Origin of the sequence: Paenibacillus sp. FSL H8-0048 (assembly GCF_038002825.1) — a bacterium.
In the GTDB taxonomy this organism is placed as follows: Bacteria; Bacillota; Bacilli; order Paenibacillales; family Paenibacillaceae; genus Paenibacillus_AQ.
On the sequence record NZ_JBBODF010000001.1, the window covers coordinates 5951308 to 5966597 of the forward strand.

13 protein-coding genes are annotated in these 15290 nt (G+C 53.6%); 12 read left to right on the top strand and 1 reads right to left on the bottom strand.

Annotated features, from left to right (window positions below; genetic code table 11):
* Positions 1 to 153: 153 nt before the first annotated feature.
* From NSU18_RS25790 to NSU18_RS25820, 7 genes are all read left to right on the top strand, one after another.
* On the top strand, positions 154 to 2421 hold the full coding sequence (locus tag NSU18_RS25790; RefSeq protein ID WP_341150386.1) for an AraC family transcriptional regulator: 2268 nt from the start codon (positions 154 to 156) through the stop codon (positions 2419 to 2421).
* A gap of 165 nt (positions 2422 to 2586) precedes the next feature.
* A complete protein-coding gene (locus NSU18_RS25795) occupies positions 2587 to 2793 on the top strand; it encodes a hypothetical protein (protein ID WP_341150387.1) in 207 nt (68 codons plus the stop codon).
* A 112-nt stretch (positions 2794 to 2905) separates the two neighbouring features.
* Positions 2906 to 3202, top strand: a complete 297-nt coding sequence (locus NSU18_RS25800) for a transposase (RefSeq protein WP_341016938.1) — start codon at positions 2906 to 2908, stop codon at positions 3200 to 3202.
* 11 nt (positions 3203 to 3213) lie between these two features.
* The gene (locus tag NSU18_RS25805; RefSeq protein ID WP_341018673.1) at positions 3214 to 4071 is read left to right on the top strand and encodes an IS3 family transposase; all 858 of its coding nucleotides are present in this window, start codon (positions 3214 to 3216) and stop codon (positions 4069 to 4071) included.
* A 524-nt stretch (positions 4072 to 4595) separates the two neighbouring features.
* On the top strand, positions 4596 to 5555 hold the full coding sequence (locus NSU18_RS25810; RefSeq protein ID WP_341016939.1) for an ABC transporter permease: 960 nt from the start codon (positions 4596 to 4598) through the stop codon (positions 5553 to 5555).
* 14 nt (positions 5556 to 5569) lie between these two features.
* A complete protein-coding gene (locus NSU18_RS25815; RefSeq protein ID WP_341016941.1) occupies positions 5570 to 6469 on the top strand; it encodes a carbohydrate ABC transporter permease in 900 nt (299 codons plus the stop codon).
* A gap of 65 nt (positions 6470 to 6534) precedes the next feature.
* On the top strand, positions 6535 to 8184 hold the full coding sequence (locus tag NSU18_RS25820) for an ABC transporter substrate-binding protein (RefSeq protein ID WP_341150388.1): 1650 nt from the start codon (positions 6535 to 6537) through the stop codon (positions 8182 to 8184).
* Positions 8185 to 8298: 114 nt separating this feature from the next.
* Here NSU18_RS25820 and NSU18_RS25825 read toward each other — a convergent pair whose 3' ends face one another.
* On the bottom strand, positions 8299 to 9198 hold the full coding sequence (locus NSU18_RS25825) for a LysR family transcriptional regulator (RefSeq protein WP_036701597.1): 900 nt from the start codon (positions 9196 to 9198) through the stop codon (positions 8299 to 8301).
* Between the two features lie 414 nt (positions 9199 to 9612).
* On the opposite strand from NSU18_RS25825, the gene NSU18_RS25830 reads away from it, so the two are divergent.
* The 5 genes from NSU18_RS25830 to NSU18_RS25850 all read left to right on the top strand — a co-directional run bounded on the left by NSU18_RS25830 (position 9613) and on the right by NSU18_RS25850 (position 15243).
* Complete coding sequence (locus NSU18_RS25830; RefSeq protein WP_076162220.1) at positions 9613 to 10278, top strand: succinate dehydrogenase cytochrome b558 subunit; 666 nt, start codon at positions 9613 to 9615, stop codon at positions 10276 to 10278.
* A gap of 207 nt (positions 10279 to 10485) precedes the next feature.
* Positions 10486 to 12228 carry a succinate dehydrogenase flavoprotein subunit gene (gene sdhA, locus NSU18_RS25835; RefSeq protein ID WP_341016946.1) on the top strand — a complete coding sequence of 581 codons (1743 nt, stop codon included), beginning with the start codon at positions 10486 to 10488 and terminating at the stop codon, positions 12226 to 12228.
* Between the two features lie 38 nt (positions 12229 to 12266).
* Positions 12267 to 13031, top strand: a complete 765-nt coding sequence (gene sdhB / locus NSU18_RS25840; RefSeq protein ID WP_340751908.1) for a succinate dehydrogenase iron-sulfur subunit — start codon at positions 12267 to 12269, stop codon at positions 13029 to 13031.
* Between the two features lie 376 nt (positions 13032 to 13407).
* A complete protein-coding gene (locus tag NSU18_RS25845; RefSeq protein WP_341150389.1) occupies positions 13408 to 14241 on the top strand; it encodes a DUF3891 family protein in 834 nt (277 codons plus the stop codon).
* A 66-nt stretch (positions 14242 to 14307) separates the two neighbouring features.
* Entirely contained in the window at positions 14308 to 15243 is a 936-nt protein-coding gene (locus tag NSU18_RS25850; protein WP_341016948.1) for a metallophosphoesterase, read from the top strand.
* The last annotated feature ends 47 nt before the right edge of the window (positions 15244 to 15290 follow it).

Below are 15290 nucleotides of genomic sequence, written 5' to 3' on the forward strand. Positions count from 1 at the left end.
TCTGCAGCCGCACATTAGAACGCTGTACACCAGCCCGTGGCATGCGTCGCGGAGACTGAAAAATTTTCCTATACACATATGTAAAATGTATCCTGAAATGATAAAATAAAAATATTGAAAGCGGTAACATTGAAATCCTTAGGGGGATATGTGATGAAAAAAGCACCGATGATCCTGCAGCTGGCGTTGATTCTATTCTGCATTATGGCTATTCCTACAGCAGTCCTGACCTGGTACAGCGGGTCACAGATTATACAGAATTCTGAAGCCGCTATCGGGGAATCCACGCTGGCCGGGCTTAATGCCAACCGCAGGCTGAATGAGAACGCGCTAGCCAATCTGGCCCAGGATACGTCGCGTCTGGCGGCGACAAATATTTTTGACCGCATCCGCAGCTTCGAGACCTACGATGAGATTAACGCCAACTATAACAATGTAAGTCTGGCTCTGTCCGTGACTAAGGAGCTGCTGAACCTGAACCGCCGGGTGGATGGTGTGTATTCTTCATTCTTTGTTCTGGAGGATTCGGATTATGTCTTCTCTACCGACAGCAGCATCACGACACTTGCCCGCTATGAGCCTATCGGATGGATTACTGAAGCGCTTAAGGGGCGCAGGGGGATCAGCGGGGTATGGGTGCCCCGTAAGCTTGCGTCGGGCGAGAATGTGGTGTCTTATGTGTACCCGCTCAACCGCTTGTCCACCACCACCCGGGGAGTAATCGTCGTCAACATGAAGGAGAGCCAGATCGGCAAATATCTGCATGCTACCGAGGTGGGTGACAGTAACTACCTGCTGCTGGATGCTGCGGGTACGGTAATCTCCTTCAATGACCGGTCCATGCTGCTCTCTGACAGCCGTAAGCTGCCGTTCTTACAGGAGATTCTGAATCAGGAAGCCAGTGAAGGCTACACCTTCCGCAAGCTGGAGGGCAAACGGATGGTGTATGCCTGGAGCCGTTCCTCCTTGTCCGGGTGGTGGAATGTAAGCTGGAGCTCCATGGATGAGCTGATGACCAAATCCAGAGAGATGCAGGGGAATATTATTCTGCTGACGGGGGCGATCATTGTACTGGGGACACTGCTGGCCATCTTCCTTGCCACCTGGCTGTCCAGGCCCCTGAGGCAGCTGGTGCAGACGATACGCACGAAGATTGATGTGGGCGTAGTGAACAGGAATGAGCTGGCCTTCCTGGATCTGGCCTTCAAACGGATGCAGGAGGAGGAAGAGAGCCTGTTCCAGCTGCTGCAGGAGCGTGAGCAGGATACCCGCAGTCTGGCCGTACACCGTCTGCTGCGCGGTGAAATTCCGCCGCGGATCACGGAGGTTTTTCCGCATGCCTGTTACAGAGTGGTGGTGGTCTCCATCGACCAATACAGAAGATACGTGGGACATACCAATGTAGAGACACGCAGCTATCACCGGTATTTGCTGAGTGCCAAGTATGAGAGTCTTTTCCCTGAGGCGCTGGTAGCCCGCTGTGTCTATCATAATGAGGGCTGTACGGTGATTGTTCTGAACTATACGCCGGAGGAGGGAGAGGCGCACAGCACTCTGATTCATCAGGCGCTGGAGGAGATCCGCGACCAGTCCCTTGAGCTGCTGGAGCATTCGGTCACGATTGGGGTAAGTGAGCGGACGGATGCTCCGGAGAGGGTGGCGCTGCGGCTGTTCGAAGCGATGGAGGTGATCAAGCGCCGGATGATCAAAGGGGCTGGAAGCATCATGTACTGGCATGACGGGGAAGATAACAGCCGTAAGTACGTCGACTCTGAGAGCAGCGAGCGGCGAATTCTGAATTTCCTGGATGCCGGCGACCTGGCGGGAATCTTCAAGGAGCTGCAGAGCATCCGTAGCCAGATCTCCGCAGAGGATAATATCTCCTACGATAATATTATGTTCATCTATCATCAGCTGATGGGCGCGACGATCAAGCATCTGCGCGAGAATCACCTCGGGACCGGACGGATGATTGTGGGCCGGGGCAACGTGTATTCGATTCTCGCCGCCATGGATACGCTGGATGAGCTGGAGGAGTACCTGTATGATTTCTACTGTGAGATTGTACAGAGCCTGGACCGCAGTGCCCATGAGACCAATTATGCGCAGCGGATCATGGAGTACCTGAAGCAGCACTACCGGGAAGAGATCGTCTTCGAGGATATGGCCAAGCAGATAGGCATCAGCTACTCCTATATGCGCAAGCTTGTATATGAGCAGACCGGCAGCAGCATGATTGACTTCGTCAATCAGTTAAGGATCGAGCAGGCCAAGGAGCTGTTGCTGGATTCGGGGCTGAGCATCAAGCAGATTGCCGCTGAGGTGGGTTACGCCAATGTGCAGAGCTTCAACCGCTTTTTCCGCAAATATGAAGGCATGCCGCCAAGCGGCTACAAGTCAGCGAAGAGCAAGAGTTCTTAGGAGCTCATTGATGGCCTTGAAAGCCCAAAAAAGCCCATAGAAACCTATAAAATCCGATAAAAACATTATCCCTGGCGGATGGTAACTCCTTTCAAGCACCGTGTTGTTTCGGCTTGTCGGTGGAAAGTGGGCAGCCGGCGGGAATGAGAGGGATAAATCCCTCTGATGGAGCTGGAAAGTGGGCTGGATGGGGAAATGAGAGGGATAAATCCCTCTGATGGAGCCGAAAGTGGGCTGGATGGGGAAATGAGAGGGATAAATCCCTCTGATGGAGCCGAAAGTGGGCTGGATGGGGAAATGAGAGGGATAAATCCCTCTGATGGAGCTGGGAAGTGGGCAGGCGGCGGGAATGAGAGGGATAAATCCCTCTGATGGAGCTGAAAGTGGGCTGGATGGGGAAATGAGAGGGATAAATGCTGTTAGTGTTAACCGTGGACACCCGTTAAGAGAATAGAGATAATGAGTTTAACGAGGAGGTGTCCGCATGAGTGGAACACGGAGAAGCTACAATGAAGAATACAAAAGACAGGCCGTAAAGTACATCCAGGAGCAGACGAAAACGGTGGCGGAATTGGCCCTGGAGCTGGATGTCCCCGCCAAAACGTTGCATAAATGGCTAGGTCAGTACCGGCAGTTTGAGAATGAGCCCATCATTACTCCAGACAAATACAGAGAGCTGGAACGTCAACTGAAGGAGCGGGAGCAAGAACTCGCAGACCTGACAGAGGAGATGGCTATCCTAAAAAAAGCCGTGCACATCTTCAGCAATCCAAAGAACTGAGATTTCGGTTTATTGAAGATCATCGCTCCGAGTTCCGCGTGGAGAAGATGTGCAGTGTCTTTCAGGTGTCCCGGAGCGGGTATTACAAATGGAGAACAGCGAAGCCCAGCCCTCAAGCCACTCGTAAAGCCTTGTTGCTAAAGCGGATTGCCTATCATTTTCACGACTCTAAGGGTCGCTATGGCAGCCCCAAAATCAAGGTTCTCCTAGTGCGTGAAGGGCACCAGGTCAGTGAACGCACGGTAGGCAAGTACATGAAAGAACTGGGGCTGCGCTCTTGTGTCGCAAAGAGATTTCGCGTATGCACCACCGACTCCAACCATCCGCTACCCATTGCCCCCAACTTGTTAAACCAGCAATTTCACACGGAAAAGCCGAACCAGACGTGGGTAGCGGATATCACCTACATTCCCTGCCGGGAAGGACGAATGTACTTGGCGAGCGTGCTGGACCTGTGTACCCGGGAGATTGTCGGCTGGCGGCTTAGCGACCGGATGACCACTGACCTCGTACAGGGCGCTCTGGACGCTGCCTACCAGGCCAAACGCCCCGGAAAGGGCTTGATTCACCATTCGGATCGAGGCTCCCAGTACGCCTCTGCAGACTACCGGGAACGCCTAAAGACGTACCAGATGACCGCAAGCATGAGCCGCAAAGGAAACTGTTATGATAACGCCTGTATCGAATCTTTTCACAGCCTCTTAAAAAAAGAGTTGGTGTACTGGAATCGATTTAAAACGAAGCAACAGGCGTATGATGCCATTTTCCAGTACATTGAATTTTTCTACAACCGTAAACGAATCCATGGGGCACTGGGGTACGTTTCTCCGGTTCAGTTTGCAGCCACATTTAAGCGAAAAACGTTGTAGGTTTTGTCTACTTTCTTGACAGGAGTCCAAAATCCCTCTGATGGAGCCGAAAGTGGGCTGGATGGGGAAATGAGAGGGATAAATCCCTCTGATGGAGCTGAAAGTGGGCTGGATGGGGAAATGAGAGGGATAAATCCCTCTGATGGAGCTGAAAGTGGGCATTGATCGGAAATGAAGAGCACTAGTACCCCTGAATTCCAGGAAAGTTGGCTAAAACGAGTAAATGAGGAGTAATCCCCCGTTAATCCCCCCTGGCCCCCTCCCTCACCATCCAATTTTTATCCTAATTAGACCCGACTCTCCAAATGAAAGCGCTTTATTATTTTTGGGAATGCCTATCAGTTTTGATTATTCACCTGCGGCTGAGGCCTGGTGCGCCGGGCAACAATCATTTGTGAATCAATTGTGATAGGTAATCATCAATACTCATGATATTCAAGCCCCAGCAAAGGCGGTAGCATAGGAGTCAGGCCGGAGAACCTGAGCCGGCAGACGGCAAGAAGAATTCAAGGCAGGAGGTGAAGATGTTGAAAGCTGCAAGCGCTTCACAAACGAATCACAGTCCTTTATTAAGAAGGAAACAGGGGTTCAGCTATTATTTACAGCGGGATTGGCAGCTCTATCTGCTGGTGATGCTTCCGCTGGCCTTTGTCATCGTATTCAAATATCTGCCAATGACCGGACTTGTAATCGCCTTCAAAGACTATAAGATTGCCAGAGGCTTCTGGGGCAGCGAATGGGCCGGACTGCAGGTCTTCCAGGACCTGTTCGCCAAGCCTGATTTCATCCGGGCCGTCCGCAACACCCTGCTGCTGAACGTGCTTGACCTGATCTTCAGCTTCACGATGCCGATTGTGCTGGCTCTGCTGCTGAACGAGATCAAGAGCGTACGGTTCAAAAGAATCAATCAGACGGTGCTCTATTTGCCCCACTTCCTGTCCTGGGTCATTATCGGAGCCATCGCCTATCAGCTGCTCAGTGAGGGGGGCGGTGTTGTCAATAACCTCATAGAACTGATGGGAGGCACCCGGATTCCATTCCTGCAGCAGGATACGAATTGGCTGATCAGCTATCTCGTGATCGGGGTCTGGCAGAGCATGGGCTGGGGCACGATTATCTACCTGGCGGCGATGAGCGGGATCAACCCCGAGATGTACGAAGCGGCTACGGTAGACGGGGCGGGCCGCTGGAGAAAGGTCTGGAATATCACCCTTCCCTCGATCCGGGCAACGATTGTGACGCTCTTGATTATGGCGCTGGGCAAAGTAATGGACGGCTCCTTCGAGCGGATCTATGCGCTGCAAAATAAAGCGACCACGGAGTTCACTACCACCATACCGGTCCTCGTATACCGCTGGGGGATTGAGAGCGGCAATTTCAGCCGGGCAACCGCCATCGGATTATTCCAGTCAGTCATCGGAATTATTCTGGTTATTTCCGCGGACCGCGTAGCCAAGAAGCTTGGCGAGGATGGGATTTTGTAGAAAGGAGAGGAACCATGAAAGCCATAGCCGGAGGCCCTGCCGCACCCCATAAAGCAAGTATAGATATTTGGGAAACGCTGATCCGTCTCGTCATTATTGTTGTGTCGCTATTCTGCCTGCTGCCGTTCATTCATGTCGTATCGAAATCGCTGAGCTCTGACTCCTTCGTCATTGCCAATAAGGTTTTTCTGTGGCCGCAGGGCTTCACCATTGAAGCGTATAAAAAAATCTTCGCGGATGCCAGCATCCTCCGTTCCTTGTACATCTCGGTCATCGTGACGGTGCTGTTCACCATTCTGGGCATGATCCTGACCATCTGCGCTGCCTATCCGCTGTCCAGAACCCAGTTCAAGGGCCGCAGGGTGATCACCTTCATCTTCCTGTTCACCATGTACTTCAGCGGAGGCATTATCCCCGACTATATGAACATCAACAATCTGGGGCTGATGGATACCATCTGGTCACTGGTGCTGCCGCTCTCCTTCAGCGCCTTCAATCTGTTAATTATGAAGACTTCTCTAACGCACGGGATTCCCGTAAGTCTGGAAGAGTCAGCGCGGATCGACGGTGCGGGGCATTTCCGGATTCTGTTCAGCATTGTGCTGCCTTTATCCAAGCCGATTATGGCGACACTTGCCCTTTTTTATGCGGTAGGCCGCTGGAATGCTTATCAGGACGCATTGTTCTATATCAAGCATGAGACCTCCCTCCGGCCGCTTCAGCTCAAGCTGTATTATCTGGTCATTCAGGCCAGTGAAAGCTTCCAGCTGGAGGCCAGTCAGGTACAGCTCAGCAATCCCGAAGTCCTGAAGGCGTCAGTTGTTGTATTCGCTACCTTGCCAATACTCTGTGTGTATCCATTTGTCCAAAAGTACTTCGTTCAAGGTGTTATGCTCGGAGCCGTTAAGGAGTAATCCTGCGTCCCTGGTATATAGTCATTCTTTGGAATTACGAAAATTCAAAAAATGGGGGAATTGCGATGAGTAAAAGAAGCGTGTATTCGTTAATGATGGCATCCGTCATGACGGCAGGCCTGCTGGCCGGGTGCTCTGGGGGAAATAACACCAAGAATACAGCCGAATCCAGCAATAAGCCGGCCGAGACCGCCGCGGCTACGAACCAGGCCGAAGGGGCCTATCCTGATTATTCCAAGGGCTTCGAGAAAAAAGTCTCGCTCGATATTCCGGTCTATGAGCGTGCCTATGAAGGCTGGAACGTGTCCGATAACTACTATACCCGCTGGGTGCAGGCGGAGTTCGGCGACAAATATAATATAGAGGTTAACTATGTGCCGATTACCCGCTCCAAGGAAGTAACGGATTTCGAGCAGCTGCTGGCTTCGCACAAGGCTCCGGATATTATTTTCCACTATGATATGCCGCAAGCGCTTACTTATTATGGCGAGGATGTGATGCAGCCGCTCGACTATGCAGAGATCCAAAATTATGCGCCGACCTATTGGAAGAACATGGGTAATACGATTGAACAGTATGGTACCGTGGATGATCAGAAGACCTTCTTCTTCGCTGCACGCCCTGAAGCTGACAACTTCGTCAATATTATCCGCAAGGACTGGGTGGAAAAGGTAGGCATGAAGGTTGAGGATCTGACCTCACTGGAAAAGTATAACGAGATGCTGGCCAAGTGGAAGGAAGCCGGACTCGGCGTAAGCGGCGGCAATCTGCAGCAGAACTTCTTCAACTTCAACTATCCGTTCCGTGAATGGCCGGTGGATGCGAAATATCGGGCGCTGTATTCCGATCTCAGCGTAGCTGATCTGACTACGAAGGAGACTGAGGCTTACCTGCGTAACCTCAATTATCAGTATAACAATGGCCTGATTGATAAGGAATTCTATCTGCGCAACGATGAACCTAAGATTAAGGCTGAATTCGTGGCAGGCAAAACCGGCAACTTCGGCTTCTATCTGGCGAACAACACCGATGTCTTTGCGGCTACGCTGCAGAATAACCCGGATGCCAAATTTGCGGTAGTGCCTCCGTATGCGGGAGTTCCGGAAGGCAATAAGCCTCAGGGACGCGCTTACTGGCCGTTCGGCTTCATTATGGGCATTAACTATGAATCCACGCCGGAAGAACGTGCAGCCGTGTGGATGTATCTGGAATGGCTCAGCCAGCCGGAGAACCTGTTCAAGTTCCAGAACGGGCTCGAAGGGGAGAATTATACGCTTGACGCAGACGGCATTGCCCTGAAGAACCCGGATTATAAGGGAGAAGCGGTGCTGGCACAGAACAATAACAAGGACTACTGGGGCCTGGTGACGGAAATCGCCCAGTACCCGGATGAAGCCAAGACCCGCAAGGCCAACCTGCGTAACTGGGCACCGTCCGGTTATGAGCCGCTGGCGGATGATCTGGTGAAGTATTATGACGAGGTTGCCGAATTCCGTACACCGGATGCGCTGTTCAATGTGGTGCTGGAGAAGGTGAACGAATACAAGGCCGATCTGAACACGCTGTTCCAGGAGTTGTACGTGAAGGTGGTGCTTGCTCCGGAGGCTGAATTCGATGCTACGTATGAAGCCGCCAAGAAGACGTATCTGGAGGCAGGCTACCAGGAGATTCTCGATGAGAAGCAGGCAGCAATTGATGCAGGCAAATTCCGTTAATGCAGTGTAAGTCTGGCTTAGTTTAGCAAAAGAAGTACCTGGCAGTATCCTCACCCGGCAGGCCGATCCGTAGTATTACGGAGGCTTGCCGGGTGATTGCTGTGTTCCCCGCCGCTACTCGCGGCTGTTCAGGAAGACATCCTCCGTCACCTGCACCAGACAGCGCGCTGCCGTGCTGAGTCCGCCGCTGCTCTGGTAGATGAGGCAAGTGGTCCGCTGGGTCTGCTCCAGCTCTTTGATGTGCAGGGAGACCAGTCCCCCGCCGTTCAGCAGCTCCGGACGCAAGTAAGAGTTCGGCAGCAGGGCCGCAGCTTTGATCGTCGGCAGCAGGCGGACGATGGCCTCGAAGGAGTCGATCTCCATCCGTACATCGGGATCAACCCCGCAGCGCTGGAACAGATCATCTGTCGTCCGGCGGTACCAGGTTCCCTTGGAGAAAAGAATCATCGGCAGCCGGGACAGATGCTCCATGGTGAGCCGCGGCGTCAGGGTCAGCGGATGCTGCTCGGAGACGACCAGCCGGAGCTGGTCCTCGAACAGCGGGATGCAGCGCAGCCCCGGCTCCTGAACCTGGGAGGCGATGATGGCGACATCGCATTTGCCTTCGCTGACCGCGGTGACCATCTCATGGGTCTTCCCGGTGATGAGCTTCAGCTCGGCTGCCGGATACTTCTCGGTGTACGCTTTTACCAGAGGAGGCAGGGTTGTCTGCAAGGTGGTCAGGCTGGCACCCAGGGTTACGAGCTGCGGCTCGCCCTCCTTGAACTTCGATAACGCTTCCAGGAACTTGGAACGCTGCTGACGCTGCTCCAGCGCATAGGTGTAGGTAAGACGGCCTACCTCTGTAAGCTCGAGGCGCTTGCCGAAGCGGTTGAACAGGGCGACGCCGAGCCGCTCCTCCAGCTTGGAGATTTTGCGGGAGAGGGCCGGCTGGGACAGGTTGAGCTGGCGAGAGGCCCGGTTCAGGCTGGAGTGCTCCACCACCGCAGCAAAAGCATCTAAATCATCATACATTTCATAGTGCTCCTCTCTTCCAAATTCCATACAACTGTGATAAATGGCATAGCCGATGAGCGAAGGTTCTCCTGATGTGCAGGAAGACAACCCTATATTGTAAGTTATAAACGAAGCTAAATGAGAATTATTATCATATTAAAAATATTCTTATGCAATTATTGTATAACGATTAATAATTAGATTGCAATTCCCTTATAAGCAAAAAAAGAGTAACATGAAAAGTGACACAGGATATTCACATATTGTGAATTATTCAGCAAAGTCCGGGAAAACAATGGATAGTGGTGCAAACAGACTGTTAGCCGCTAAATCAAGCCTGCCGCTGCCCTGTTTCAACTGTACTCCCGGCGGTGTATGCTCTTTAAAAAGACTTGTGAAAACGCTGTTTTATATGGAAAGGGGACACTTTGCATGAGAGGATTTTATTCCAGAAAGATTCATTCCTTGCTCGGCGTTATCCCGCTCGGGGCATTCTTCCTTGAGCACATGCTGACGAACTTCGCAGCAGTAGAGGGTGGCGCTTCTGGTTTCACAGACAGTGTGCTGTGGCTGAACAGCCTGCCGCTGGTCTTCTTCCTGGAATTGTTCGGCATCTGGCTGCCGCTGCTGTACCACGGAGTATACGGCCTGTACATCGCGTACCAGTCGAAGCCGAACCTGAACCGCTACAATCTTGAGCGCAACTGGCGTTATACGCTGCAGCGGATCAGCGGAGTCGTCACCTTCATCTTCATTGTCTGGCATCTGTGGGACACCCGCGTCCAGGTTGCGCTCGGCAAGGTGGAGCATGATCAGCTTGGCGGAGTGATGCATAACATTGTGACCCAGCCGCTGCTGATGACTCTCTATATTGTCGGAATCGTGGCTGCCTGCTTCCATTTCTCCAACGGTCTATGGTCGTTCCTGATCAGCTGGGGAATCACGGTGGGTCCGCGTTCGCAGAGAGTATCGTCCGTACTTTGCCTCGGTATTTTTGTTATCGTTACCTTCATGTTCGTCCTGTCGCTGGTTACCTTCCGTAACGATGAATTCCAAACTGCCGCTACGGCGATGCAGTCAGTGCGCAGTTTCATTTAAGGATATAAAGGTGAGTGGAAGCGGTTAACTTATGCTGCGGACACGCTCACAAAACTTAAGCCTATGCTTCCGAGGCAAGTTTTGCTGCACAGCTATCTCGAAGAAGCGGATCTTCCGCAAAACTAAAGCGTATGCTTCCGAAGCGAGTTTTGTACGATGAGGAGTCAGGAAGCAAACGCTCACAAAACTTTTAGGAGGGGAACAATCATGGCATCAGCCGATATCATCATCGTGGGCGGCGGTCTGGCCGGCCTGATGGCTACCATTAAGGCCGCTGAATCCGGCGCGCATGTACATCTATTCTCACTGGTCCCTGTCAAAAGATCACATTCCGTCTGCGCGCAGGGCGGCATCAACGGCGCCGTCAATACCAAGGGCGAGGGCGACTCGCCTTGGGAGCATTTCGATGATACTGTCTATGGCGGCGACTTCCTGGCCAACCAGCCTCCGGTGAAAGCCATGTGCGAAGCGGCACCGGGCATTATTCACCTGATGGACCGGATGGGCGTAATGTTCAACCGTACCCCTGAGGGGCTGCTCGACTTCCGCCGGTTCGGCGGAACCAAACGCCACCGCACAGCCTTCGCAGGTGCGACTACCGGCCAGCAGCTGCTCTATGCGCTGGATGAGCAGGTGCGCCGCTGGGAAGCGGAAGGCCTGGTTACTAAGAGCGAGAACTGGGAATTCCTCTCGGTGATTCTGGATGACGAACGGGTCTGCCGCGGCATCAGCGCCCAGAATCTCAAGACGATGGAGATTCAGACCTTCCCGGCGGACGCGGTCATTCTGGCCAGCGGCGGTCCGGGGATTATTTTCGGCAAAACGACGAATTCGGTCATCAACACAGGAACCGCCGCAAGCGCCGTGTACCAACAGGGTGTGCATTATGCGAACGGGGAATTCATTCAGATTCACCCGACGGCCATTCCCGGCGATGACAAGCTGCGGCTGATGTCGGAATCGGCTCGCGGTGAAGGCGGACGGATCTGGACCTATAAGGACGGTAAGCCGTGGTACTTCCTCGAAGAGAAATATCCTTCTTACGGTAACCTGGTGCCGCGCGATATTGCTACCCGTGAAATTTTCAATGTGTGTGTGGATCAGGGGCTGGGTATTAACGGCGAGAACATGGTCTACCTGGATCTGTCGCATAAGGACCCGAAGGAGCTTGACGTCAAGCTGGGCGGGATTATTGAGATTTACGAGAAGTTCATGGGAGATGATCCCCGCAAAATTCCGATGAAAATCTTCCCGGCTGTGCATTATTCAATGGGCGGCATGTGGGTCGACTATAATCAAATGACGAATATTCCCGGCTTGTTCGCAGCAGGGGAATGTGAATATCAATACCACGGGGCCAACCGTCTGGGTGCGAATTCCCTGGTCTCTGCCATTTATGGCGGGATGGTCTCCGGTCCGAAGGCTGTGGAATACATCAAGGGTCTTAAGAAATCAGTGCAGGATATCTCCTCCACGGTGTTCGACAGCTTCCACAAGACGCAAGAAGATAAATATGAGTCGCTGCTCGGGATGACTGGCACAGAGAATGCTTACGTGATCCATAAGGAGCTTGGCGAGTGGATGACGGCGAACATGACCGTGGTGCGTGAGAATAAGAAGCTGGAAGCCACCATCGGCAAAATCAAAGAGCTGAAGGAGCGCTACAAGAACATTAGCATGAGCGACACCTCGCGCTGGAGCAACCAGGGGGTAGCGTTCACCCGCCAGCTGTGGAACATGCTGGAGCTGTCGGAGGCGATGACGCTTGGAGCGCTGCTGCGCAATGAGAGCCGGGGCGCCCACTACAAGCCGGAATTCCCGACGCGTAATGATGAGGAATTCCTCAAGACAACCAAAGCCGCCTGGACAGCAGACGGCCCGCAGATCTCATACGAGGAAGTCGATGTCTCGCTGATTCCTCCGCGCGTGCGGGATTACTCGAAGGACTGACCGGTTAGACCAACCAAACTTTCTAGGAGGTAACTGACATGGCGGAAACAGCAGCAGCTCCCAAAAATGTGAAATTTATTATTACCCGCCAGGATGAACCGGAGACCAGCCCCTATACGGAGGAGTTCGAGCTTGCCTATCGTCCGGGGATGAACGTAATCAGTGCGCTGATGGAGATTCAGCGGAATCCGGTGAATGCGAAAGGCGATAATACGGTTCCTGTATGCTGGGAATCCAACTGTCTGGAAGAGGTCTGCGGCGCCTGCTCCATGGTCATCAACGGCAAGCCCCGTCAGGCCTGCGCAGCGCTGATTGACAATCTGGAGCAGCCGGTGCGCATTGAGCCGATGAAGACCTTCCCGGTCGTGCGCGACCTGGTGATTGACCGCAGCCGGATGTTCAATGCCCTGAAGCGTGTGAAGGCCTGGATTCCGATTGACGGCACGTATGATCTCGGTCCGGGACCGCGTATGCCGGAGAAGAAGCGCCAGTGGGCCTATGAACTGTCCAAATGCATGACCTGCGGCGTCTGCCTGGAGGCTTGCCCGAATGTCAACGAGAAGACCAACTTCATCGGGCCGGCAGCCATCTCGCAGGTGCGCCTGTTCAACGCTCACCCGACAGGTGAGATGAACGCTGAAGAACGCCTGGATGCGGTCATGGGAGACGGCGGCATCGACGGCTGCGGCAACTCGCAGAACTGTGTGCGGGCCTGCCCGAAGGGCATTCCGCTCACAACCTCCATTGCCGAGATTAACAAGCAGACAACGAAGCATATGTTCAAGCGCTGGCTGGGTGTCTGACCTTTTTTCAGACCATTCGTTTATAAGCAGAATCGTAGCAGGCCATTCAGGTGTCATTCCTGGGTGGCCTGTTTGGCTGCACCGGACATAGTGACAGGTACGGATGTTTCTGGCCGGCTGGAAAAAGGGTACATGTATAGACAGCCTGTAATGAAGAGCCTGAAGCTGCATAGAATAGCCATACGTCTGCAGGTTCCGATAAATATAGGTCAATATGTTATAATCTACATAGCCAAGTGGAAACGGCTTTGCCGTCCTTATTAAAGGACGGTATCGTTTCAGCGAGAAATAGAAGGATAATTTATAGCGTAAAACCTATAAATTCTTATATTTTGAAGATAACCGCCAGGGTAGCGGATAACGGGGAGGAATGACTGTGATTTGCCGTGAACAGGATGGAACGCTTGTAATGACGAAGCAGCATGAGCACGGGCTGCTGGCCGGAGAATTTGCGAAGTGGTTCAAGGAAGAGCATACGCCTGCGGAAGGCCGCCGGGCTGAGGTACTGTGGGCAGTAAGCAACCATGACCGGGGCTGGATTGATCTGGATGAGACACCGTTCTGGAATGATGCGGAGGGGCAGCCGTACAGCTTCCTCGATTTCCCCGTTGTGCCTAAGCTGACCTTTTATAGACGGGGCATCGATGAGATTGAAGCGCAGACGCCATACGGGGCGCTGCTGTGCAGCTCGCATTTTGAACGGTTGATTGAGGTGTCGGGGGAGGAATGCCCGGAGCTGACACAATATCTGGAGGGTGAAGCGGACCGCCGGGCCCGTATCCACCGGGCGCTGGAGCAGAGCCAGCCGCTTGAAGAAGGCGAGCTGTATTATGACGCCAGACTGCTGCAATTCTGCGATGATCTGTCGCTGTTCCTGGCGCTGAGCAAGCCGGGCAGCGCCGAATCCGAGAAGCATCCCTGGTTCGTAGACGGCTTCTCCGGCAGTGAGGAGTTCAGCTTCACCTCTGGCCGTGCCATTGAGGCGGAGTGGCAGGACAGCTCTACGCTGACTCTGACTCCGTTCCCGTTCACGCAGGAGGTTGAAGTTAGCTTCAAGCAGCGGCGGGTCAGCCGGGCAGACATTATGGATAGGGGAATTGCCCGCGCCTACCGCGAGGCTCCTGAGGAAGAATGCCGGATCAGAGTCATAAGCGGACCGGAGGAAGACACAGCGGTGAAGTCAGGGAGCAGCCAGCGTGCGGACAGGTAACGGGACGATATACAATCCTCAGCGGATTTACGGAATAGATTAGAGTACAGAAAGGAGATACTCCCTATGAGCAAAAATCCGTTCGGGGGCTCTCCCGAACGTACAGTTTCTGCGGCTGCGGATGGCGCGGGAACAGGCCCCCCGAAGCCGGAAGGCCGGAGCAGCCGTAAGATGACCCGCCGCCAGTTTCTGGCCCGGGGAGCAGGCGCGGTAGTCGGCGCAGGCCTCCTCGCCGGCGGCTATGCCTGGCAGGGAGAGCCGAACTGGTTAGAGGTGACCCGCCGGGAGCTGCCGCTTGCGGAGCTGCCGTCCGCGTTCGCCGGGACCCGGCTGGTCCATTTCAGCGATGTGCATCTGGGCTTCAACAAGGATGCGAAGGATCTGGCCCGGCTGACAAAGCACATCAAGGAAGAGCAGCCGGATCTGATCTGCTTCACAGGGGATATCGTAGACAGCTATGCCGAAGATCTGACCGACTCGGTCCCCCTGCTGGCAGAGCTGCAGGCTCCGCTTGGGAAGTATGCCATCCTCGGGAATCATGATTACAAGAATACGGAGCTGCTGACCCGTCTGCTGACGGAGGCCGGATTCCGCGTCCTGCGTAACGAGTCATATTTGATCAAGCAAGGCGGAGCAACAATTGCTGTAGCAGGACTGGACGATATGCTGCACGGCAAGCCGGACCCGGAGGCAGCTGTCAGGGATATTCCAGACGGCATCTTCACGGTGCTGCTGATGCATGAACCGGATTACGCCGAGGTGGCGGAAGCCTATCCTTTTCACCTTCAGCTCTCAGGTCACAGTCATGGCGGTCAGATTCGTCTGCCGCTGGTCGGAGCGCCGTTCACGCCTTACGGATCTAAGAAATACATAGACGGCTTGTATTATACAGAGAATAAGGCGATGCCGGTGTATGTGAACAGGGGCTTCGGCGAGACCATGATGCCGCTGCGCTTCTTATGCCGCCCGGAGCTTACCGTGCTGACTCTGCGCCGGGGATAGCCGGACTGCAAGAGAGGGGCGCCATAAGCGGGAGAAGAAGAGGGAGA